This window comes from Ideonella sp. (genome assembly GCF_041914305.1).
GTDB lineage: Bacteria > Pseudomonadota > Gammaproteobacteria > Burkholderiales > Burkholderiaceae_C > Ideonella.
In genome coordinates, this window is the sequence record NZ_JAYSDQ010000001.1 from 575,380 (window position 1) to 596,296 (window position 20,917).

General features: G+C 69.2%; 20 protein-coding genes. 7 read left to right on the top strand and 13 right to left on the bottom strand.

Going from position 1 to position 20,917, the window contains the following annotated elements:
- Positions 1–57: 57 nt before the first annotated feature.
- The 4 genes from ACE3SG_RS02330 to ACE3SG_RS02345 form a co-directional block, all read right to left on the bottom strand.
- On the bottom strand, positions 58–777 hold the full coding sequence (locus ACE3SG_RS02330; protein WP_374562330.1) for a hypothetical protein: 720 nt from the start codon (positions 775–777) through the stop codon (positions 58–60).
- 108 nt (positions 778–885) lie between these two features.
- Positions 886–1,899, bottom strand: a complete 1,014-nt coding sequence (locus tag ACE3SG_RS02335; RefSeq protein WP_374562331.1) for a class 1 fructose-bisphosphatase — start codon at positions 1,897–1,899, stop codon at positions 886–888.
- A gap of 12 nt (positions 1,900–1,911) precedes the next feature.
- Complete coding sequence (gene pepN / locus ACE3SG_RS02340) at positions 1,912–4,584, bottom strand: aminopeptidase N (protein ID WP_374562332.1); 2,673 nt, start codon at positions 4,582–4,584, stop codon at positions 1,912–1,914.
- Positions 4,585–4,821: 237 nt separating this feature from the next.
- The gene (locus ACE3SG_RS02345) at positions 4,822–5,613 is read right to left on the bottom strand and encodes a hypothetical protein (protein ID WP_374562333.1); all 792 of its coding nucleotides are present in this window, start codon (positions 5,611–5,613) and stop codon (positions 4,822–4,824) included.
- Between the two features lie 66 nt (positions 5,614–5,679).
- On the opposite strand from ACE3SG_RS02345, the gene ACE3SG_RS02350 reads away from it, so the two are divergent.
- Genes ACE3SG_RS02350 through ACE3SG_RS02360 form a run of 3 tightly spaced genes read left to right on the top strand, consistent with a single transcriptional unit; the run spans position 5,680 to position 8,036 of the window.
- A complete protein-coding gene (locus tag ACE3SG_RS02350) occupies positions 5,680–6,753 on the top strand; it encodes a hypothetical protein (protein ID WP_374562334.1) in 1,074 nt (357 codons plus the stop codon).
- Positions 6,754–6,790: 37 nt separating this feature from the next.
- Entirely contained in the window at positions 6,791–7,630 is an 840-nt protein-coding gene (locus ACE3SG_RS02355; protein ID WP_374562335.1) for a hypothetical protein, read from the top strand.
- A 10-nt stretch (positions 7,631–7,640) separates the two neighbouring features.
- A complete protein-coding gene (locus ACE3SG_RS02360; protein WP_374562336.1) occupies positions 7,641–8,036 on the top strand; it encodes an adenylyltransferase/cytidyltransferase family protein in 396 nt (131 codons plus the stop codon).
- On the opposite strand, the gene ACE3SG_RS02365 is transcribed toward ACE3SG_RS02360, so the two are convergent.
- Together ACE3SG_RS02365 and prfB are read right to left on the bottom strand one after the other, a co-directional pair.
- Positions 8,037–9,107, bottom strand: coding sequence for a CDP-glycerol glycerophosphotransferase family protein (locus tag ACE3SG_RS02365; RefSeq protein ID WP_374562337.1), 1,071 nt, complete (start codon positions 9,105–9,107; stop codon positions 8,037–8,039).
- 56 nt (positions 9,108–9,163) lie between these two features.
- Positions 9,164–10,268 (bottom strand): peptide chain release factor 2 gene (prfB, locus tag ACE3SG_RS02370; RefSeq protein ID WP_374562338.1). Its coding sequence is split into 2 segments (ribosomal slippage): positions 9,164–10,186 and positions 10,188–10,268, totalling 1,104 coding nucleotides; the frame shifts between segments, so codons are not numbered across the junction.
- Positions 10,269–10,453: 185 nt separating this feature from the next.
- On the opposite strand from prfB, the gene ACE3SG_RS02375 reads away from it, so the two are divergent.
- Together ACE3SG_RS02375 and ACE3SG_RS02380 are read left to right on the top strand one after the other, a co-directional pair.
- Positions 10,454–10,738: a DUF4212 domain-containing protein gene (locus tag ACE3SG_RS02375; protein WP_374562339.1), complete on the top strand. Its 285-nt coding sequence runs from the start codon at positions 10,454–10,456 to the stop codon at positions 10,736–10,738.
- Positions 10,739–11,005: 267 nt separating this feature from the next.
- Positions 11,006–13,117 (top strand): VC_2705 family sodium/solute symporter, encoded by a 2,112-nt coding sequence (locus ACE3SG_RS02380; protein ID WP_374562340.1) that lies wholly within the window; start codon positions 11,006–11,008, stop codon positions 13,115–13,117.
- Here ACE3SG_RS02380 and ACE3SG_RS02385 read toward each other — a convergent pair.
- Positions 13,107–14,057 (bottom strand): alpha/beta fold hydrolase, encoded by a 951-nt coding sequence (locus ACE3SG_RS02385; RefSeq protein ID WP_374562341.1) that lies wholly within the window; start codon positions 14,055–14,057, stop codon positions 13,107–13,109. The two genes, ACE3SG_RS02380 and ACE3SG_RS02385, sit on opposite strands and share 11 nt — an antisense overlap.
- Before the next feature lie 61 nt (positions 14,058–14,118).
- On the opposite strand from ACE3SG_RS02385, the gene ACE3SG_RS02390 reads away from it, so the two are divergent.
- Positions 14,119–14,622, top strand: coding sequence for an N-acetyltransferase family protein (locus ACE3SG_RS02390; protein ID WP_374562342.1), 504 nt, complete (start codon positions 14,119–14,121; stop codon positions 14,620–14,622).
- Here ACE3SG_RS02390 and ACE3SG_RS02395 read toward each other — a convergent pair whose 3' ends face one another.
- Both ACE3SG_RS02395 and ACE3SG_RS02400 read right to left on the bottom strand, forming a co-directional pair.
- Positions 14,623–15,369, bottom strand: coding sequence for a 2-phosphosulfolactate phosphatase (locus ACE3SG_RS02395; protein WP_374562343.1), 747 nt, complete (start codon positions 15,367–15,369; stop codon positions 14,623–14,625). It lies immediately after the preceding gene.
- 46 nt (positions 15,370–15,415) lie between these two features.
- Positions 15,416–16,420: a tetratricopeptide repeat protein gene (locus ACE3SG_RS02400; RefSeq protein ID WP_374562344.1), complete on the bottom strand. Its 1,005-nt coding sequence runs from the start codon at positions 16,418–16,420 to the stop codon at positions 15,416–15,418.
- 95 nt (positions 16,421–16,515) lie between these two features.
- Here ACE3SG_RS02400 and ACE3SG_RS02405 point away from each other — a divergent pair, with 95 nt between their 5' ends.
- Positions 16,516–18,312, top strand: coding sequence for an acyl-CoA synthetase (locus tag ACE3SG_RS02405; RefSeq protein WP_374562345.1), 1,797 nt, complete (start codon positions 16,516–16,518; stop codon positions 18,310–18,312).
- Positions 18,313–18,332: 20 nt separating this feature from the next.
- Here the strand turns inward: ACE3SG_RS02405 and ACE3SG_RS02410 are convergent, their stop codons facing one another.
- From ACE3SG_RS02410 to ACE3SG_RS02425, 4 genes are all read right to left on the bottom strand, one after another.
- Complete coding sequence (locus ACE3SG_RS02410) at positions 18,333–19,115, bottom strand: hypothetical protein (protein ID WP_374562346.1); 783 nt, start codon at positions 19,113–19,115, stop codon at positions 18,333–18,335.
- A gap of 50 nt (positions 19,116–19,165) precedes the next feature.
- A complete protein-coding gene (locus ACE3SG_RS02415) occupies positions 19,166–19,813 on the bottom strand; it encodes a hypothetical protein (protein ID WP_374562347.1) in 648 nt (215 codons plus the stop codon).
- Positions 19,797–20,015 (bottom strand): helix-turn-helix domain-containing protein, encoded by a 219-nt coding sequence (locus ACE3SG_RS02420; protein ID WP_374562448.1) that lies wholly within the window; start codon positions 20,013–20,015, stop codon positions 19,797–19,799. Before ACE3SG_RS02420 ends, ACE3SG_RS02415 begins: the two co-directional genes overlap by 17 nt.
- A gap of 61 nt (positions 20,016–20,076) precedes the next feature.
- Positions 20,077–20,619, bottom strand: a complete 543-nt coding sequence (locus tag ACE3SG_RS02425; protein WP_374562348.1) for a DUF2975 domain-containing protein — start codon at positions 20,617–20,619, stop codon at positions 20,077–20,079.
- Between the last annotated feature and the right edge of the window lie 298 nt (positions 20,620–20,917).

A 20,917-nucleotide genomic window follows, 5' to 3' on the forward strand; every position in this document is an offset into this window, starting at 1 on the left:
CCCTATCGCCGTGAGGGCCGTGAGGGCCGGGTGGGCGCGGGTCGCCCCGCGAGCGGCTCAGCCGAGCTGGCGCACCTTGGCCGTGGCGCGGGTCACGCGCTCGACCATGCCGGCGTCGGCCTCGCGCACGTGGCCGTGAAAGACCAGGTTGCGGTACTTGCCGAGCTGCAGCAGCTCGGTGTGCAGGTCGTCGCTGATCGAGCCGTTGTCCAGCAGCGCGGCGGCCATCTGGCGCACGCTGCCGGCGTTCTTGCCGTCACGCTCGTTGCCCACCAGGTCGAGCCGCCGCAGCTGCTCGCGCAGCGCTCGTTCGAGCTGGCGAAAAGCACGAAAGAATTCTTCGGCCGAGGTGCGGCTGCGCACCTCGGCCGGGGCCTGCTGCTGTTGCTGCTGCTCGAGCTCGCGCTCGGCGGCCTTTTGGTACTTGGCCGGGTCGATGATCGTGACGACGAAGCCGAGGCCGGCGACGATGGCGATCACGTCGAAGGCCGCCGCCGCGCTCATCAGCCACATCGGGGCCATGTGGTCGTTGCGGTTGTCCCAGACCACCAGCAGGCTCAGCATCACCGCCAGCGCCGTGAGCCACGCCAGCACGGTCAGCCGCGCGTGGTAGCTGGCGCGCAGCACGGCGTGCAGCTCCTGCAAGGTGTCGTCGCGGTCGCGCGCCGCTTCGATCTGCGACAGCACCAGCGCGTAGCCGGTGAGCAGCAGCGCGACGAAGGTCGACACGCACTGCGCTGCCGCCGTGAACGTCCAGTAGATGTAGTCGGTGTTCATGGAGCCCCTCGCCCGATGGGTACATCATGCGATCCCCCGAGGGGATGCGGGCCGGCTAGGGAGCGGCCCGTCGCTCGGCCCGTGGGTGCCGCCTCCATGGCCGCTGGGTTACTGGCCCGCCTCGTTGTGATAGTCGGTCACCCGCTGAACCTCGTTCTTCGAGCCGAGCGCCACGCTGACGCGTTCGTGCAGCTTGGTCGGCACCAGGTCCATGATGCGCTGGTGGCCGTTGGTGGCAATGCCGCCGGCCTGCTCGACCAGGAAGGCCATCGGGTTGGCCTCATACATCAGGCGCAGCTTGCCGGGCTTGTCCGGCTCGCGCTTGTCCCACGGGTACATGAAGATGCCGCCGCGGCACAGGATGCGGTGCACGTCGGCCACCATCGAGGCAACCCAGCGCATGTTGAAGTCTTTGCCGCGCGGGCCTTCCTTGCCGGCCAGGCATTCGTCGATGTAGCGCTTGACCGGGGCGTCCCAGTGGCGCAGGTTCGACATGTTGATCGCGAATTCCTTGGTGTCCTCGGGGATGCGCACGTCTTCTTCGGTCAGCACCCACGAGCCCTGCTCGCGGTCGAGCGTGAACATCGCGACACCGCGGCCGACGGTCAGCACCAGCGTGGTCTGCGGGCCGTAGACGCAGTAGCCGGCGGCCGCCTGCTGCTTGCCCGGCTGCAGAAAGTCTTCTTCGCTGATGCCGCGCTGGTTGTTGACCTTGCGCAGCACCGAGAAGATGGTGCCGATCGAGACATTGACGTCGATGTTCGACGATCCGTCGAGCGGGTCGAACAGCAGCAGGTACTCGCCTTGCGGGTAGCGGTTGGGCACGACGTGGATCGAGTCCATTTCCTCCGACGCCATGGCCGCCAGGTGGCCGCCCCATTCGTTGGCTTCGATCAGCACCTCGTTCGAGATGATGTCGAGTTTCTTCTGGACTTCGCCCTGCACGTTCTCGGAGCCGGCGGTGCCCAGCACCTCGCCGAGCGCGCCCTTGTTGACCGAGATCGCGATGCTCTTGCAAGCGCGTGCGACCACCTCGATCAGCAGCCGCAGCTGCGCCGGGATGTGGCCGTGCTCGCGTTGCTGCTCGACCAGGTACTGGGTGAGGCTGATGCGTGAACTCATGAATCGAAACCTTCAGTCTTGCAGCGCGCGGTTGATGATCTCGGCGGTGTCGCCGGACAGGTCGGTCTTGGCGGCGACGCGGGCGATCGCCTCGCGGGCGGCCGAGCGGTACGGCTCGGCCAGCGCGCGCCAGCGGTCCAGGCCGCGAGCGAAGCGCGAGGCGAGCTGGGGGTTGATCGCATCGAGCTCGACGACGCGATCGGCCCACAGCACGTAGCCGGCCGCATCGGCGCGGTGGAAAGCCGCCGGGTTGTAGAAGGCCAGCGCCATCAGCAACGAGCGCGCGCGGTTCGGGTTGTGCAGCGTGAAGTCGGGGTGCTTCAGCAACTGCTTGACCTGCGCGAAGACGCGGCCGTCGCGCTCGGGCGCGCGGGCCTGGATCATGAACCACTTGTCGAGCACCAGCGGCTCGTGGCGGAACAGCGCGTGGAAGCGCTCCAGCGCCGGCGCAGCCAGCTCGGCGTGGGCGTTGACCAGCGCCTGCAGCGCGCCCAGGCGGTCGGTCATGTTCGACGCGTCCTTGAAGCGCTGGAACGCTCGGCCCGGCCAGACGGTGTCGCCGGTGGCCACGGCGTGGCGCACCAGCATCGCCAGCGCCAGGTTGGCCAGCGCGCGCTTGCCGGACTGGGCGGCGGTCGGCTGATAGCCCTCGCGCACCTGGTGCGCTTCGAAGGCCCAGGCCCAGTCGTCCTTCAGGCGGGCCGCCAGCTGCTGCACCATCGATTCGCGAACCGCGTGCACGCGCTGCGGGTCGACCTCGGTGGTCTGCTCGGCCACGTAACCTTCGGAGGGCGGCACCAGCGCCAGTTCTTTGAAGGCCGGATCCAGCGTGGTGTCGCGCAGCACGGTGCGCATCGCCTGGATGAACGGCTCGTCCAGCTCCAGCGTGCCGCTGCGCAGTGCCGCGAGCAGGCGCGACAAGGCCAGCTTCTGGCCGGCCTCCCAGCGCGTGAATGGGTCGCTGTCGTGGGCCAGCAGCACCAGGCGGTCGGCGTCGGTCAGGCCGTCGTCCAGCACCACCGGGGCCGAGAAGCCACGCAGCAGCGAGGGCACGCAGTCTTCGGTGATGCCGGTGAAAACGAAGCGCTGCGTCGCCTCGGTCATCACCAGCACGCGCTCGGTGCCGACGGCGGCGTCTTCACCTTGCAGTTGCAGTGGCAGCGCACGCCCGCTGGCGCGGCCGACCAGGCCCATCGCGACCGGGATCAGCTGCGGCTGCTTGACCGGCTGTGCCGCGGTGGCCGGGTTGGTTTGCGACAGCTCCAGCGTGTAGGTCGCGTTGGCGGCGTCGTACTGGCCGCGCGCCACCAGGTGCGGTGTGCCGGACTGGGCGTACCAGCGCTTGAACAGGTCCAGCTGCTGGGTCAGCGCGCTGCCGGGGTTGGCGTCGGCAATGGCCTGCGCGAAGTCGTCGCAGGTCACGGCCTGGCCGTCGTGGCGCTGGAAGTACAGCGCCATGCCCTTGGCAAAGCCTTCGCGGCCAACCAGGGTGTGCATCATGCGCACGACCTCGGCGCCTTTTTCGTAGACGGTCGAGGTGTAGAAGTTGTCGATCGCCTGGTAGGCGTCCGGGCGCACCGGGTGGGCCATCGGGCCGGCGTCTTCGGGGAACTGCGACTCGCGCAGGCGCAGCACGTCGCCAATGCGGCAGACAGCGCGGGCCGACGCGCTGCCGGCCATGTCCATGCTGAATTCCTGGTCGCGGAAGACCGTCAAGCCTTCTTTCAGCGACAGCTGGAACCAGTCGCGGCAGGTGATGCGGTTGCCGGTCCAGTTGTGGAAGTACTCGTGGCCGACCACGCTCTCGATGCCGTCGAAATCGGCGTCGGTGGCGGTCGCGGCACTGGCCAGCACGTACTTAGTGTTGAACAGGTTCAGGCCCTTGTTCTCCATCGCGCCCATGTTGAAGTCGTCGACCGCGACGATCATGAAGCGCTCGAGATCCAGCGGCAGGTTGAAGCGGGCTTCGTCCCACACGACCGAGGCGATCAGCGAGTTCATCGCGTGCTCGGTCTTGTCCAGGTCACCGCGCCTGACGAAGATCTGCAGCAGGTGGTCCTTGCCGCCGCGGGTGCGCACCCATTGCTCGCGCGCCACCAAGTCGGCCGCGACCAGTGCGAACAGGTAGCTGGGCTTGGGGAACGGGTCGTGCCACTTGGCGAAGTGGCGGCCACCGTCGAGCTCGCCTTGCTCGACCAGGTTGCCGTTGCTCAGCAGCACCGGGTACTTCTTCTTGTCGCCGCGCAGCGTGACGGTGTAGACCGCCATCACATCGGGCCGGTCGAGGAAATAGGTGATGCGGCGGAAGCCCTCGGCCTCGCACTGGGTGTACAGGCCACCGCCCGAGGCATACAGGCCGCTCAGCTGGGTGTTCTTCTCCGGCGAGATTGTGTTGCGCATCTCCAGCACGAAGTGGTCGGCCGCCGGTGCGTCGATCACCAGCATGTCGTCTTCATGGCGGAACGAGACGCTCTGCCCATCGACCAGCACGCGCAGCAGGTTCAGCTCTTCGCCGTGCAGGCGCAGCGGCTGCACCGGCTGGGTGCCGTTGCGCTCGATCGTGAGCTTGCTGGCGACGATGGTCTTCGCGGCGTCCAGGTCCAGCGTCAGGTCGACGCTGCGGATCCAGTAGGCGGGCGCGAGATAGTCTTCGCGGCGAATGAGGGGGGCAGTGCCTTCGCGCATGGTGTGTCTTGACGTTGTGGGTCGCGGGAGTGATGCAGCGGCGGCGCAACCGCGTCACGGTGCGCGCGGTACGGCATGGCGCAAAGCGCAACGCAGCCGTGGCTGAGGCCGGGTAGGCCCAACCCGGCAGTTTACTGGCTGGCCGGGTTCTGAAACCGGCCGGGTTGCCAGCCAGCAAATGAGCCAATTGATGAGAAATTCGCCCGTTAGGCGGGGCTTTCACCAATGGCGCAGCGCTCAAGACGAGCTTTCGCCCGTCCATTGCCGCCGCAACTCGTCGATCGGGATCACCGGCGACAGGTGGCCACGCACCAGCTCCTTCAGCCGCACCTTGGTCAGGCGGTACCAGAAGCCGAAGGCCTCGTGCATCTTCGGGTCGCCGTGGAACTTGACGATCGTGGCGCCGGCGATGCGGGCCCGGCCCTGGGCCGCGTTGTGCCGGCCCAGGCGCACGGTCTTCTTGAAGCTGACGATCTGCTCCACCGGGAACAGCGCCACCCGGTCGCGCAAGCCGTGGGCGCGGACCACGTTGAGGGTGAACTCCTGGTCGCCCAGCACCTTCTGCTTGTAGCTTTCGCCGGCCACGAAGGCGTCGTAGACCTTGCGCAGGCCGCCACGGCGGATGCGCATCACCGACGAGTTGAAGCCTTCGTAGTGCCAGTTCGGCACGATCACCAGGTCGGCCGGGTGGCCGAAGGCGAACGACAGCATCTCTTCCATGTCGCGCCGGATCACCAGGCTCAGGTCGAGGTAGAGGAACTCGTCGAAGGGCAGGTAGTCGGGGTTGAACAGGCCCAGCTTGCGGGTCGTGCCGCGCATGCCTGGGCGGTCCAGCTCGGTCCAGCCCGAGCAGTCGTGCCGGATCACGCCCGCCGGCAGCGGGCGCGCCGAATCGGTGTAGCAGTGCAACTCGAACGGCCGGTGGCAGTGCCGCTTGAGCATGCCGTACAGGCGCTCGATGTAGGTGTCGGTCATCGGGTGCGGCTCGCCGAACGCCATGCACACGATGGGCAGCGGCTGACCGCTCATGGAATGTTCCTCATGCATACTCCTCGGGTGATGGCGGCGCCAAACCCGGCTTCTGTGGCGATTGTGATGGATGGCAGTGAAGCGGGCAGCGGGGCGTGCCTGTTCCTGGCGTCCACGCCGCTGCATACCTTTTTCGCGCTGGGCCTGATGGCCGGGCCGATGCGGCAGGCGCCCAAGCACCTGTGGCTGATCGACCAGCCGCCCGGTGCACGCGACTACCTCGGCGAGGCGCTCGAACAGTCCACCGCCATCGAGGTGAAGGTCACCCGCTTCGCCGCGCTGCGCGGGTCGGCGGCGGCGCGCACGCAACTGCGCGAGATGAGTGCGCAGGCCGCGCGGATCGCGCCCGCCACCATCGCCGTCGGCATGGACCACCGGCTCGAGTTCTACGCCGCGAGGTGCGGCTGCCCACAGGCCCGGCGCGTCTACATCGACGATGGGCTGTACAGCTACCTGCCGCACCAGCACGCGATGGCGCCGTGGCTCGAACGCCTGTCGAACTGGCGGCGCAGCCTGAAATACGGCCTGCCGGTGGAGCGGCCGGCGCTGGTGGGCGGCTCGAAGGCCGTGCAGTCTGCGTATGTGCTGCTGCCCGGCCAGGTGCATGCCGGGCTTGCCGGCAAGCCGGTGCAAGCGCTGCAACCCGCCTGGTTTGCCGCTGATGCGGTGCGGCAGACCTGCGTCGCGGCCGCGGCCCTGGCGGGTTTCGATGCGCTTGCCTGCGCGGGCCTCGGCCTGCTGCTGCTGTTGCCGCACCCGCGGTTCTTGCAGGCCGACGCCGCGTTGAAAGAGCGGCTGGCCCGGCTGGTGCGTGACCATGCCGAGCGCGGCCAGGCCGTGGCACTGAAATCGCACCCCCATGCGGCCCAGCCGGCGCACCAGCAGCTGGGCCTGCCCGAGGCCGCGTGCATCGAGGTGCCGGCGCGGCTGCCCGCCGAGGTGCTGGCGCCCCTGCTGGACCAGACCGTGGTGGTGGGCACGCTGACCACCGCGCTGCTGAGCTTGTCGCTGCTGGGCCGGGGCCTGCGCGTCTACCGGTTGCCGAGTGCTGCGGCCGCCCCGAGCGCCTTCGAAGCCGGCGCGCAGCGCGTTTACGATGCGGCCGGTGTCCAGGTCTTTGACGCAACGCAAGCGGCCTGAGCCGCCGGCGGTGGCCGGTCCCTGACAGAATCCCCCGATGACCGAACCCATTCGCGTGTTTGTCGGCGCGGTGCATTCGCACCGGCTGATGTTCGAAGTCCTGCGCTGGTCGATCAAGCGCCATGCCTCGCGGCCGGTCGAGGTGCGCTCGATCGGCGAGTTGACCGCGCCCGGCCTGCCGGTGCCCAAGAAGCCCGAGAACCGGCCGGTGACGCCGTTTTCGTTTCAGCGTTTTGCGGTGCCGATGCTGGCCGGCTGGCGCGGCCGGGCCATCTACTGCGACTCGGACCAGGTGGTGCTGCGCGACATCGCGGCGTTGAACGACCTGCCGATGCACTTTGGCGCCCGCATCATGCGGCGCACCGAGAAAGGGCCGGACGGCCGCACCGGCAGCCATGCGTCCAGCGTGATGCTGCTGCGCTGTGACAAGCTGCAAGCCTGGGAGCCGCAGCGCATTGCCGACGATCTGGACGCTGGCCGCTACGACTACCACCAGCTGATGAAGCTGAAGACCGTCTGGCTGAAAGGCTCGATGCCGCGCCACTGGAACGCGCTGGACCACCACGAGCCGGCGACCTGCCTGGTGCACTACACCCGCCGCTCGACGCAGCCCTGGATCGCCCGCGGCCACCCGCACGAAGGCCTGTGGTTCGAAGCGCTCTACAGCGGCCTGGCTGCCGGCGAGGTCAGCCAGGACGCGGTCGACTTCGCGGTCGCCAACCGCTTCGTGCGCCCGTCCTTCGGCTGGCAGGCCGAGCGGCGCGAAAGCGATTCGAACAAGGTGCCCGCCGAGCTGCACGCCGCCGACGCCGCGTTCCTCGAACACTGCAGCAAGCACCAGTTCAACAACCTCGACGGCGACTATCGTCCCACTTGAGAGTCTTGCCATGCGCCGTGTCGTGACCTTCGGAACCTTCGACGTGCTGCACGTCGGCCATGTGCTGATCCTCGAACGCGCGCGGGCGCTGGGCGATCAGCTGATCGTCGGCGTGTCGTCCGACGAGCTGAATTTCTCGAAGAAGGGCCGGCGCCCGATCTACAGCCAGAAAGACCGCGTGCACATCATCAGCGCGCTGCGCTGCGTCGATGAGGTCTTCATCGAGGAGTCGCTGGAGAAGAAGGGCGACTACCTGCGCGAGCACCGGGCCTCGCTGCTGGTGATGGGCGACGACTGGGCTGGCCGCTTCGACGAGTTCAAGTCGATCTGCGAGGTGGTCTACCTGCCGCGCACGCCGTCGATCTCGACCACCGAAATCATCGAAGTCATACGTCAAATACCCTGATCAGGCGCGGCGCTGCTCCAGTGCGTCGACGATGCGCTGCGAGGTCTGCCCGTCGCGCGGGCCGATCAGGTGCTCGATCAGCGCCTCGCGCTCGGCCGATGGTGGCTTGCCGCTGCGCCGGTCGGCCAGCGCCTGCTGCAGCACGCCGGCCAGCGCCGCCGGCGTGTCGGCGCCGTAGGCCACCGCTTCGTAGCGCGGCGTGTTGGGGTCGATGCGCTGCTTGTAGCGCCAGGCGAAGAGGCCGCGGTAGCTCCAGCGCAGCTTCAAGAAGCGGCACCAGACCACGGGTTTGTTCAGCGCGGCGAACTCGAACAATGCGCTCGACGCATCGCTGACCAGCACGTCGGCGCGAGCCATCAGCGGCACCAGGTCGTAGCGCTCGGGCCCCAGCACCTCGATGCCGGCATCGGCCCAGCGCTTCATGCGCTCACGCTGCTTCGCATACTGCGGCACCACCCACGAGAAGAAGTGCGGCTTGACGATCCAGTGCGCGCCCGGCACCAGGCGTTGCAGGTCTTCGGGCATCAGCTCGAGCGACGAGGGGTAGAAGGTCGGTGCGTACAGCAACACCGGTGCTGCGGGGTCCGAGGGGGCCGCGGGTTGCACCGGCAGCAGCGGGTCGAGCTTGGCGAAGCCGACCAACGCCAGCCGGTCACGCACGCCGGGCTCGCGCGCGACCAGCTCGTCCAGTACCCGTTGCGACTCGACGCAGCGCAGGTCGAAGCGGTTCAGGCGCGGGTCGAACAGCACGTTCTTGACGCCGATGCCGTGGTAGACCAGCGCGGTGCGCGTGTTCGGCGCCAGGCTTTCGTCTTCGGCCAGGAAGCTGCCGAACACCGCCCAGTCGGGCGCCAGGCTGCGCAGCGCGGCGTAGGCCTCGGCGGGGGTGTCGACGCGCTGTAGCGTGTGCGAATCACCGGCCGGCAGGTCGATCGTCAGCGGCACGCCGCGCAGCTTCTCGTCCACCCGCAGCAGCGTGGTCACGCGGTGGCCGCGCGCGACCAGCGCTCGCACCACCGGGGCGAACTGGGGCAGGTAGTACAGCTGTTCAGCGAAGAAGGCGACGTGCATGGAAGCTGTAAATGAAAAGCGGCCCTTGCCGGGCCGCTGGGGAGGTCAAACGACGATCACAGCCCCTGCTTCAGGCTCGCTGCGATGAACGCGTCGAGGTCACCGTCCAGCACCTTCTGCGTGTTGGAGATCTCGACGTTGGTGCGCAGGTCCTTGATGCGGCTCTGGTCCAGCACGTACGAGCGGATCTGGTGGCCCCAGCCCACGTCGGTCTTGGTGTCTTCGAGCTTCTGCTGCTCTTCCATGCGCTTGCGCATCTCATGGTCGTACAGCCGTGAGCGCAGGCGCCGCCAGGCCACGTCGCGGTTGCTGTGCTGGCTGCGGCCGTCCTGGCACTGCACGACGATGCCGGTCGGGATGTGCGTCAGCCGCACCGCCGAATCGGTCTTGTTGATGTGCTGGCCGCCGGCGCCGCTGGCACGGAAGGTGTCGGTGCGCACATCGGCCGGGTTGATCTCGATCTCGATCGAGTCGTCGACTTCGGGGTAGACGAACAGCGAAGCGAACGAGGTGTGGCGGCCGCCGGCCGAGTCGAACGGGCTCTTGCGCACCAGGCGGTGCACGCCGGTTTCGGTGCGCAGGTGGCCGAACGCATAGTCGCCCTCGACCTTGATCGTGGCGCTCTTGATGCCGGCGATTTCACCCGGCGTCTCGTCTTCCATCGTGGCCTTGAAGCCCTTGCGCTCGGCGTACTTCAGGTACTGGCGCAGCAGCATGCCGGCCCAGTCGCAGGCCTCGGTGCCACCGGCGCCGGCCTGGATGTCGATGAAGCAGTTCAGCGGGTCGGCCGGGTTGCTGAACATCCGGCGGAACTCGAGCTTCTCGACGATCGCCTGCAGCGAGGCGGCTTCGGCTTCGATCGCCTGCAGGCCGTCCAGGTCGTCGTCGGCCTTGCTCATCTCGAACAACTCGGTGTTGTCCGACAGGTTGCTCGTCAGGTGGTCGATGGTCTCGACGACCTCGTCGAGGGCCTTCTTTTCCTTCCCCAGTTCCTGGGCCCGCTTGGGGTCGTTCCAGATGTCGGGGTTTTCGAGGGTCGCGTTGACTTCCCTCAGACGCAGGACCTTGCGGTCGTAGTCAAAGATACCCCCGTAGATCGAGGGTGCGCTGGGTCAGATCGGCCAGCGAGGTGCCAATGGCGTTGATGCGTTCGATGTCCATGACGCGTGTCCAGTTCTTGTCAAACCCTGCATTTTCGCTCAAGCCGCGCCGCCGCGTGCGCAGGCCGGGCTTCCCAGGGTGGCTGCGAATGGGCGGCGGGCCCCTGCGCCGGCACAATGACCCGCGATCCGCCGTGCCCCGCGCCGGCGGCCTTGTCCACGGTCCTTTCGCCCTTCCTGCCCGCGATGACGGTTGATGCCAGCGACAGTTCGACCACCGCGCTCGCGCGTCGCCAGGCCCATTGGCGGGCGGTGCGGCGCTTGACGGCGGGCCTGCTGCTGGTCTGGGCCGGGGTCACCTTCGGCGTGGCCTTCCAGGCCCGGGCGCTGAGCTTCAACTTCTTCGGCTGGCCGTTCAGCTTCTGGGTTGGCGCCCAGGGCGCGGTGCTGGTCTACCTGCTGCTGGTCGGGCTGTACGCCTGGGCGGCCCGCCGGCTGGACGAAGCGCACGACCTGGACGAACTCGACTAGGGCCTGTTCACACTACGGAAGTCCGATGCGTTGCCATCAGAACAAGTCGAGCGCAAGGCGCAAAGCCTCGCCGGGGTTCAGCCCCGGCGAGGCTTTGCAACGCCGCGGTCGGCTGTTCTGGTGGCAACCCTTCGGGAACGGGCCGTGCAGGGCGCATGGCGTCGTTGCCCACCTTGCCCAGGCACCAGCCTGGGCGGCGGCAGGCGCCTTGCCCTGCATCCCTGCACGGCCCGTTCGCACGGGCTTGCGTAGTGGGAACAGGCCCTGATGGCCGAGCCCCACGCGCCCACCGCCAGCCGCCGGGCCAGCATGCTGTTTCGCAGCCGGCTGCATCGCATCTACGCGGCCTACACGCTGTGCTTCGTGCTGTTCGTGCTGGTGATGGTGATGGCCGAGCGCTACGGCCTGCCCAAGAAGTGGATCGGCTTCGTCTTCCTGGCCGCGCCGGTGGTGGTCTACGCGGTGATCGGCATCGTCAGCCGCACGACCGAGGCGGCCGAGTACTACGTGGCCGGCCGCCGCGTGCCGGCGATGTACAACGGCATGGCCACCGGGGCCGACTGGATGAGCGCTGCGTCGTTCCTGGGCATGGCGGGCACGCTGTACCTGGGCGGCTACGACGGCCTGGCCTTCGTGATGGGCTGGACCGGCGGCTACGTGCTGGTGGCCCTGCTGCTCGCGCCGTACCTGCGCAAATTCGGCCAGTACACGATCCCCGACTTTCTCGGCGTGCGCTACGAAGGCAACCTGGCAAGGCAGATCGGCGTGGCGGCGACGGTGCTGGTCTCGTTCATCTACGTGGTCGCGCAGATCTACGGCGTGGGGCTGATCACCACGCGGCTGACCGGCATCGCGTCGTTCGAGGTCGGGGTGTTCCTCGGCCTGGGCGGCATCCTGGTCTGCTCGTTCCTCGGCGGCATGCGGGCGGTGACCTGGACGCAGGTCGCACAGTACATCGTGCTGATCGTCGCCTACATGGTGCCGGTGGTGTGGCTGAGCGTCAAGCAGACGGGCGTGCCGGTGCCGCAGGCCGTCTACGGCCAGCAGTTGCAGCAGGTCAGCCAGGCCGAAGAGCGGCTGAAGGCCGACCCGAAAGAGCAGCAGGTGATCACCACCTTGCGCCGGCGGGCCGACGAGCTGGGCACCAAGCTGCAGGATGTGCCGCAGGCCGTGGCGGCCGAGCGCGCGGCGATGGAGCGCCTGCTCGACTCGCTGAAGGCGGTGAACGCGCCGCAGCGCCAGATCCAGGCCGCCGAGCGCGCGCTGACGGCGCTCTCGCGCGACCCTGCCGCCACCGCCGAGGCCTGGGCCCGCGAACGCGCCGAGCTGGAAGAGCGCGCCCGCCCGCTGGGCGGCATGCCCGACCACGCCCGACCCTACGCCGGCGACCCGAACGGCGACGCCACCGCGCGCCGCGCCTACGAAGATTCGCGCAACAACTTTCTCGCCCTCGTCATCTGCCTGATGATGGGCACCGCCGCGCTGCCGCACGTGTTGACGCGTTACTACACGACGCCGTCGGTGCGCGAGTCGCGCGAGTCGGTGGTCTGGTCGCTGCTGTTCATCGGCCTGCTGTACGTGACCGCGCCGGCGCTGGCGGTGCTGGTCAAGTTCGAGGTCTTCACCTCGCTGGTCGGCACGCCGTTCGACCAGTTGCCGGCCTGGATCGCCAACTGGGCCAAGGTCGACCCGTCGCTGGTCTCGGTGGTCGACGTCAACCGCGACGGCATCCTGCAGCTGGCCGAGATGAAGATCGGCGGCGACATCATCGTGCTGGCCACGCCCGAGATCGCCGGCCTGCCGTATGTGGTGTCGGGCCTCGTGGCCACCGGTGGGCTGGCGGCGGCGCTGTCGACCGCCGACGGCCTGCTGCTGACCATCGCCAACGCGCTGTCGCACGACTTCTATGGCCGCATGGTCGACCCCGACGCACCGACCGCGCGGCGCGTGATGATCTCGAAGGTGCTGCTGCTGGTGGTGGCGCTGGCGGCGGCCTTCGTGGCCGCGCGGCGGCCGGCCGACATCCTGCTGCTGGTGACCGCGGCGTTCTCGCTCGCCGCATCGGCCTTCTTCCCGGCGCTGGTGCTGGGCATCTTCTGGAAGCGTGCCAACCGTTGGGGCGCCGGCGCCGGCATGCTGGCCGGGCTGGGCGTGTGCAGCTGGTACCTGGCGATCACCCAGCCGTGGCTGCGAGATCTGCTGCACCTGCGCGGGCCGGCCACGCTGTGGTGGGGCATCCAGCCCGTGTCGGCCGGCATCTTCGGCGTGCCGGTGGGGTTGGCGGTGACGGTGCTCGTGAGCCTGCTAACACCCAGGCCACCACCGGCCATCGAAGCCTTTGTCGACAACCTGCGTTACCCGCGCACGCTCAAGCCGTAGCGTCGAGGAAGGCGCGCAGGCGTTCGGCCAGCACTTCCGGCTGATCGTGGTGCAGCATGTGGCCGCAGTCGGTCAGCAAGGTTTGCTCGACCTTCGGCACCGCGGCCAGCCGCGCTTCGAAATCTGCGCGTGGGTAGCGGTCGCCCCACCACTTCGTCACGTCGGTCTCGTTGCCTTCGACCCACAGCACCGGCGCGGTGATCAGCTTCCAGGTCTCGACGATCTCGTCCTTGCGGTAGAGGATCGGGTTGGCGCGCTTGTGGGCCGGGTCGCCCAGGATGTGCCAGCGGCCGTCCGCGCGCTCTTCGGCCCAGTGCTGCGCCAGCCACGCGGCGTGCGCCGCGTCGAGCCGCGGGTTGTTCTTCATCAGCCGCTCGGCCACCGCGCCCACGCTGGCGTAGTCGCGCAGCGAGGCCTCGGTGCGCAGTTCGTCCAACCATTGGCGCAGCCGCTTGGGCGCATGGTGCGGCTTGGTCTCGGGCAGGCCGAAGCCTTCGAGGTTGACCAGCCGGCGGATGCGCTCGGGCCGCACGCCGGCATAACTCATCACCACGTTGCCACCCATGCTGTGGCCCAGCAGGTCGACCGGTGCGTCACCGTTCAAGCCCAGGTCGGCGTGGTGCAGCAGCGCGTCGAGGTCGCCCACGTAGTCGCCAAACCAGTAGGTGTCGGTCGGCGGCACGCGGGTCAGGCCGAAGCCGCGCCAATCGGCGGCGAGGATGTAGCGCGATTCACCTTCGAGCGCGGCCAGCGCATCGACGACGAACTGGAACGACGCGCCAACGTCCATCCAGCCGTGGACCATGAAAAAGGCGGGCTTGTCGGGCGTGATGAGCGAGGGGTCGCCCCAGCTGATCACGTGGTAGTCGAGCCCGCGCACCGGCACGTGGCGGTCGGTGCCGGGGCGGCGGGGCGAGTAGGGGGTGGCAAGCGAATCCATGCGGTGGAATGTAGGGGCTGCGCCGAAATCGCGCTGCCGCGGGGGTGACAGAATCGTTCGCATGACCCCTCCTACCGCTTCTTCCGCGTTCACCCTGCGCGCCGCCGAGCCGCGCGATGTGCCGGCCATCGTCGGCCTGATCGGCGAACTGGCCGAGTTTGAGCACCTGACCCACCTGATGCAGGCCACGCCCGAGACGCTGGCGCCGCACCTGTTCGGCCCCAAGCCGGTGGCCGAGGCCTGGGTGGCCGAGATGGCCGATGGCTCGGTCGGCGCGTTCGCGCTGTGCTTCACCAACTTCTCGACCTTTCTGGCCAAGCCGGGGCTGTACCTCGAAGACCTCTACGTGAAGCAGGCCCACCGCGGCCTGGGCATCGGCCAGGCGCTGCTGAAGCACCTGGGCCGCATCGCCAACGAACGCGGCTGTGGCCGCTTCGAATGGAGCGTGCTCGACTGGAACGAGAACGCGATCCGCCTGTACGAGAAGATGGGCGCGACGGTGATGCCGGATTGGCGCATCTGCCGGGTGGCGGGGGATGCGCTGGCGAAGTTCGGCCAGGCCTGATCAGCGCAGCGCCGCCTCCCACTGAAACGCCCCATCCACCAACCGCGGCACGCAGCTGCTGCTGTTGAGCTGCGACGCCAGGCGCACATCGTCGGCGTAGCCGCGCTCGACCAGTTCGCGGCCCGAGGCGCAGGCGGTCAGCTTGTCGAGCAGGTGATCGCGGGCGGCGAGGAAGACAGCCTCGGCGGCCAGCGCTTCGGGTGACTTGCTGCCGGGCAGTGCGTGCACGATGGCGCCGGCGCCGATCAGGTCTTCGAGTGCGACGCGCAGGCTGCCGTCGGGCCATTGCTCACCCGCGGCGATGATCGCCACGGGACCATCGCTGCTGCGTGACAGCGCTGCGGCCACGGCACTGGCGTTGCGCAGGCAGCCGGCGATCACCGTCGGCGCGTGGCAGGCGCGGGCCAGCGAGCTGCCATTGGGGGAAGGCAGCACCAGCTTCAAGCCCGGCGTGGCCGCTTGCAGCGACCCCGGTGACAGCGAGTAGCCGCCGTGTTCGCGCGGCCCGGCGAGCAGCGCGCGGCGCTGCGCCGCATACGCTGCCGCCGATTCGTCCTTGTGCGGATACGGCAGCACCTCGGCGCCGCGCGCGCAGGCGATGTCGACACAGGTCGAGAACGACAGCACGTCGACCAGCACGACGGCCGGGCACAGCGCGGCCACGTTACGCAGGCCCGGCATGCCCCAGTCGACACGCACGTCGAAGCCCTGCTGCGCGGCGAACATCGCTTGAGTGGTGGTGTTCATGTCAGTGTCCTTCGGGGCGGCAGCCCGCCGAAGCAGGCGTGGGGGTTCACAGCTTCTCCAGTCGCGCCTTGGCGTCTTCGAGGTTCTTGGGGTGGCCGCGGCCGGCGCTGACGAACTTCTGCAGCAGCGCCTTCGCCTTGGCCAGGTCGCCCAGTTGCAGCCAGGCCAGCGCCTCGCGGTAGTCGATCGGCAGCGACAGCTGGCCGCGCAGCGTGCGGGCCTGGGCAAACAAGCGCAGTGCTTCTTGCGGCGCGCCGCTCTCGGTCTTGACGCGGCCCAGGCCGTAGACGGCGAAGGCGCGGGTGGGGTCGGCCTGGGCCAACCGCTCGAAAAGCGACTGGGCTTGCGTGGGCTGCTTGTTGCTCAGCCTTTGCACGGCGATCTGGCCCAGGTTGGCATAGACGGCCGAGCGCAGCGCGTTGTCGTTGCCGGGCTGCACGGCCCACAGCAGCTTCTCGGCCTCGTCGAACTTGTCTTCGCTGATCGCGACCATCGCGCGCAGGCAGCGGGCCTGTTCGGGCTGCCTGGCTTCGGTGCTGCGCGCCAGCTCGCGCGCCTTGTCCATGCCGCCACCGGCAATGCCTGGCGCCGCCATGTAGAACTGCATCAGGCCGACGCGGTGGTTGAAGGCGTCAGGCTGCAGAGCGACGGCCTTTTCGAACGATTCGCGGATGCGGCCCGCCAAGCTCATGGCCTTGAACATGCCGGCGCGCAGCGCCTGGGCGCCGAGCAGCGTGCCGAGCACGTAGTGGCATTCGCCGGCGTCGGGGTGGCGTGCGATGCAGGCCTCGGCCACCGGCACCGCGGCGTCCACCTGCGCCGGCTGGGCATCGGCCAGCAACGCGAAACCCAGTGCCAGCGTGGCCTGCGGGTCGCCCGGCTCGGCCTTCAGGCGTTGGCGGGCCTGGGCTTCCAGCTCGGCGTGGCGGTCGTTTTCGAGCAGGGCCTCCCAGGCCGGGTCGCGCAGGCTCTGCGCGGTGGCAGGCAGCATCGGCAAAGCGCAGAGCAAGGCGAGGGTCAGGGTGCGCAGCGGCGCGAAGCGTGGGGGCATGGTGGGTGGGTTTGGGGAGTGAAGCAGGGTGAAGCTGCAGATTTGCAGGGTCCGCCCGGTGGGCCGGCGCCTCGGCTGGCCGTACGCTTGGCAGGATGAACGACGAGCTTTCGGTTTCGGTTGACCGTGCGAATCCCGATGGCGCGAGCGCCGCAGATCGCTACGCGCATTGGCACGGCAGTTTTCGCTGGCGCGTGCCGGCGCGATTCAACATCGCCGAGGCCTGCTGCGCGCGCTGGGCGCGCGAGCGGCCGCAGGCGGTGGCGATCCGCGCCGAGCGCGAAGACGGGCGCGTGACACTGCACCGTTATGCCGAGCTGCAGGCAGCGGCGAACCGGTTGTCCCATGCGCTGCGCCGGCTGGGCGTGAAACCGGGCGATCGGGTGGCGGTGGTGATGCCGCAGCGTGTGGAAACCGCGGTCGCGCACATGGCCATCTACCAGCTCGGCGCCGTGGCGATGCCCTTGTCGATGCTGTTCGGGCCCGACGCGCTGGAATACCGCCTGAACGACAGCGAGGCGCGGGTCGCGATCGTCGACGAATCGGCCATGGCGAACCTGCAGGCCGTGCGGGCGCAATGCCCGCACTTGAAGGCCGTGCTCGCCGTGGGCGAGGCCGCCGGCCAGGGCGACCTGGACTGGGCCGCGGCCCTGGCGCGCGAGGCCGCCACCTTCACCGCTCGCAAGACCCAGGCCGACGACGCTGCGGTGCTGATCTACACCAGCGGCACCACCGGCCCACCCAAGGGCGCGCTGATCCCGCACCGGGCCCTGATCGGCAACCTGAGCGGTTTTGTTTGCAGCCAGAACTGGCTGCGCGGGGGTGGGAAAGCACCCAAGCGCAAGCTCGGCCCGGGCGGCGCGCCGGCCGATGCGGTGTTCTGGAGCCCGGCCGACTGGGCCTGGACCGGTGGGCTGATGGACGCATTGCTGCCCGCGCTGTACTTCGGCGTGCCGATCGTCGCCTTCCAGGGCCGCTTCGGCCCCGAGCGCGCGTTCGAGCTGATGCAGCGGCACCGGGTGAGCAACACCTTTCTTTTCCCGACCGCGCTGAAGGCGATGATGAAGGCCGTGCCGCACCCGCGTGAGCGTTACCCGGGCCTGCGTCTGCGCGCGGTGATGAGCGCCGGCGAGGCCGTCGGCGACGCGGTGTTCAACTGGTGCCGCGACGAGTTGGGCCTGACGGTCAACGAGATGTTCGGCCAGACCGAGATCAACTACATCGTCGGCAATTGCAGCCAGACGATGGGCACCGATGGCCACCCGTGCATCGGCTGGCCGGCCCGCCCGGGCAGCATGGGCCGCGCCTACCCCGGCCACCGTGTCGCGGTGATCGACGACGACGGCCACGAATGCCCACGTGGCACCCCGGGCGACGTGGCGGTGCACCGGCTCGACGTGCACGGCCGGCCCGACCCGGTGTTCTTTCTCGGCTACTGGAAACGCGCCGATGCGACCCGCGCCAAGTTCACGGGCGATATGGCTTCGAGCTGGTGCCGCACCGGTGACACCGCGCTGATGGACGACGACGGCTACCTCTGGTATCAGGGCCGCAGCGACGACGTGTTCAAGGCTGCGGGTTACCGCATCGGGCCGAGCGAGGTCGAGAACTGCCTGGTCAAGCACCCGGCGGTGGCCAACGCGGCGGTGGTGCCCAAGCCCGACGCCGAGCGCGGCGCGCTGGTCAAGGCCTATGTGGTGCTGGCGCCGGGCTTCAACGGCAGCGACGCGCTGGTGGCCGACTTGCAGCGCCACGTGCGCGGCCAGCTGGCGCCCTACGAGTACCCGAAAGAGATCGAGTTCATCGACGCCTTGCCGATGACGACCACCGGCAAGGTGCAGCGGCGCGTGCTGCGGCTGCAGGAAGAGGACAGGGCGCGGGCCCGGGGGTGAGGCGCCCGGGGGAAACGGTGTCATGACGAGGCCGGCACCGCCTCGGGGAAGCTGAACTCGATCAGCGCATCGTCGGGCCAGCTCGCGTCGGCCAGCGGGACCTCGAAGTCGTAGGGCGACACCAGCGTCAATGCCAGCGTTCGCCCTTGGCTGCGCAGCTGCGCGCCGCGGATGGCCTGGCCGGCGGTGGCGACATAACGGCCGAATTTAACGGCGCACAGGTCGCCGCCCAGCGTGACCACGGTCAGCGCAGCGCGGCGCAGCCAGTGCGCCTCGGACTTCAGCACCTCGGTCAACACCGTGCATTCCAGCCGCAGGTCGCCCAGGCGCCGGCTGTTCGGCGGCACGCCGGGCGTGCGCACGTCGGGGAACCAGCCGAAGCCACCGTGCCGGTTGATGTCGACCTCGGCCTGCTCGCCGAGCCAGAACGCGTCGTCGGGCAGCGCGAACCGCCCCTGCGCATCGAGCGGCAGCGGCAACGTGGCCTGCGCCCCGCGCAAGACGACTTGCACCCCGGGCGGCAGCGGTTGCGGCCGGTTGTCGTCGGCGGCGGCGAGCAGCCGAAAACGCAGCTGGGCCTCGGGGCCGTGTGTGCGGCGCGTGCGATCGAAGGCCGCCAGGCCCACATGCAAGGCGCGGTAGCTATTCAGCGGCTGCGCGGGCTCGGCGGTGATCGTGACGCTCTGGGTCTCGCCCGGCGTCTCCACTGACGAGCCGGCCTGGGCGCCCTCTTCGGCGCAGAGCAGGGCCGGTTGCAGCAGCAGCGCGGCCAGCAGCCAGCCGAGGGCTTGGGGGTGTCGCATCGGCGATGTCTCCGGGGTGGGGGCGGGGCGGGCTTGGGGGTGGGCCAGCGTCATTTCGCGCAGCGCCCGCTCGCGACGCGGGCCGCCAGGAAGGGCAGGCCCAGGATGCCGCCGAGGGCGATCGGCCCGATCTGGCCGCTGGCGGCCTTCGGGTCCTTCAGGCAGTCGGGGATGGTGGCCTCGGCGACCCCCCGGGCCAGCGCGGTGTCGGTGCGCTCGATCGGGGTGCCGGTGGCCTCGGCCGCGCGCTCGTGCAACAAGGCTTGCCGGCCCGTCTGGCGGATGGCGGCGCGCGTGGCCGCGCTGTCCAGCAGGCGCTCGGCCGGCGGGGCCGAGGCTGCGGGCGCCGGTGGCGCGGCGCTCACCACCGGCGCCGGCTCGACCCAGGTCGATTCGTGGGCTGGCGGCAGCGTGGGCGCGGCGGGCCGGGGCAGCGCGGGCGGGTCGACTGGCCGCGGCCGTTGCGCGGCGGCCGGCCGCGGGGGCGGGGCAGGAAGGGTGGGCGGCTGGGCCGCGGCCTGCGCCAGCGGCTGCACCCACACCAGCGGCGGCCGGTCGTGCCGCACGTCGACCCGGCGCTCACGCATCGTGTGGGCGAGCGCGAGGAAGAGCAGCGCATGCAGGCCCAGCACCATCAGCGCCGCACCGGGGCGCCGGCGGCTCGGCAGCGCGGCGGGGCGCTCAACTCGGCTCGTCATCGGGCCGGTACTCCAGCAAGTCGCCCGGCTGGCATTGCAGCACCTGGCAGATCAGCTCGAGCGTGTCAAAGCGCACGCCCCGCACCTTGCCGGACTTCAGCAGCGAGATGTTCTGTTCGGTGATGCCCACGTACTCGGCCAGCTCGCGCGAGCGCATCTTGCGCTTGGCCAGCATCACGTCGAGATGCACGACGATCGCCATCACGGCACCCCATGGCTTGCGGGCGGGCGGCATGCGCCCTGGGGGTGGCCCGGCCTCAGGCTCATACGAAGCCCTCGTTCTCTTCGGCCACGCGCGCGGCCTCGGTCATCACGCGCGCAATCGCCATGAAGACCAAGGCGCCGAGCACCAGCGCATAGTCGCTCGAGCTGAGCATGACCACCAGTTGGCGCTGGCCCGGTGGGTTGTCCCACGAGACGGCGACCGACATCAGCGCCTCGGCCAGCGGCTGCGCCAGCGACAACGCAAACAGCAAGGTGGCGAAACGGCGCAGGCAGGCCAGGGCGCGCGTACCGAACACGTGGCCGCGCAGGTATTCGCCGAACAGCGACCACAGCTGCCACAGCAGCGCCAGGCCCAGGCCCACCGGCAGCAAGGTCACGGCCGCCATGCGCACCCGCGCCGCCAGCGTCAAGCCGCCTTGCGCGAGGTGCTGCAGGTTCATGCCCGCCATGTCGCTGAAGCCCATGGCCAGCAAGGCGTCGGGGGCGGTGAGCAGCAGCACCGGCGTGGCCGCCAGCGAGGGCGCGGCCAGCAAGACCAGGCCACGCACCCAGCGTGACAAGCGCCGAAGACGATCGGTCAACGGGCGGGCGACGGGTGGGGCGGACGGGTGCGGGGGCAGGCTGGGGCGCATTGAATTTACTGTAAAACAATAAAAAATGGCTGTCAAACACGATCCGCTTGGCTTTGCTCAGCCGGCTGGTTGTGTCCGGTTCGATTGATTGGTTCTAAATTGGTATTTCTCTGAGAGAGCCGAGTGATGTGGGCGAGTGAGGATGCCGTTGCCGTCCTGTGGATTCTGAAATTACCTATGAAGATGGCGCGTATCGATGGTCGATGCGGCGATACGAAAGTACTCGCTCGATCGCCGAAAGCCAGTG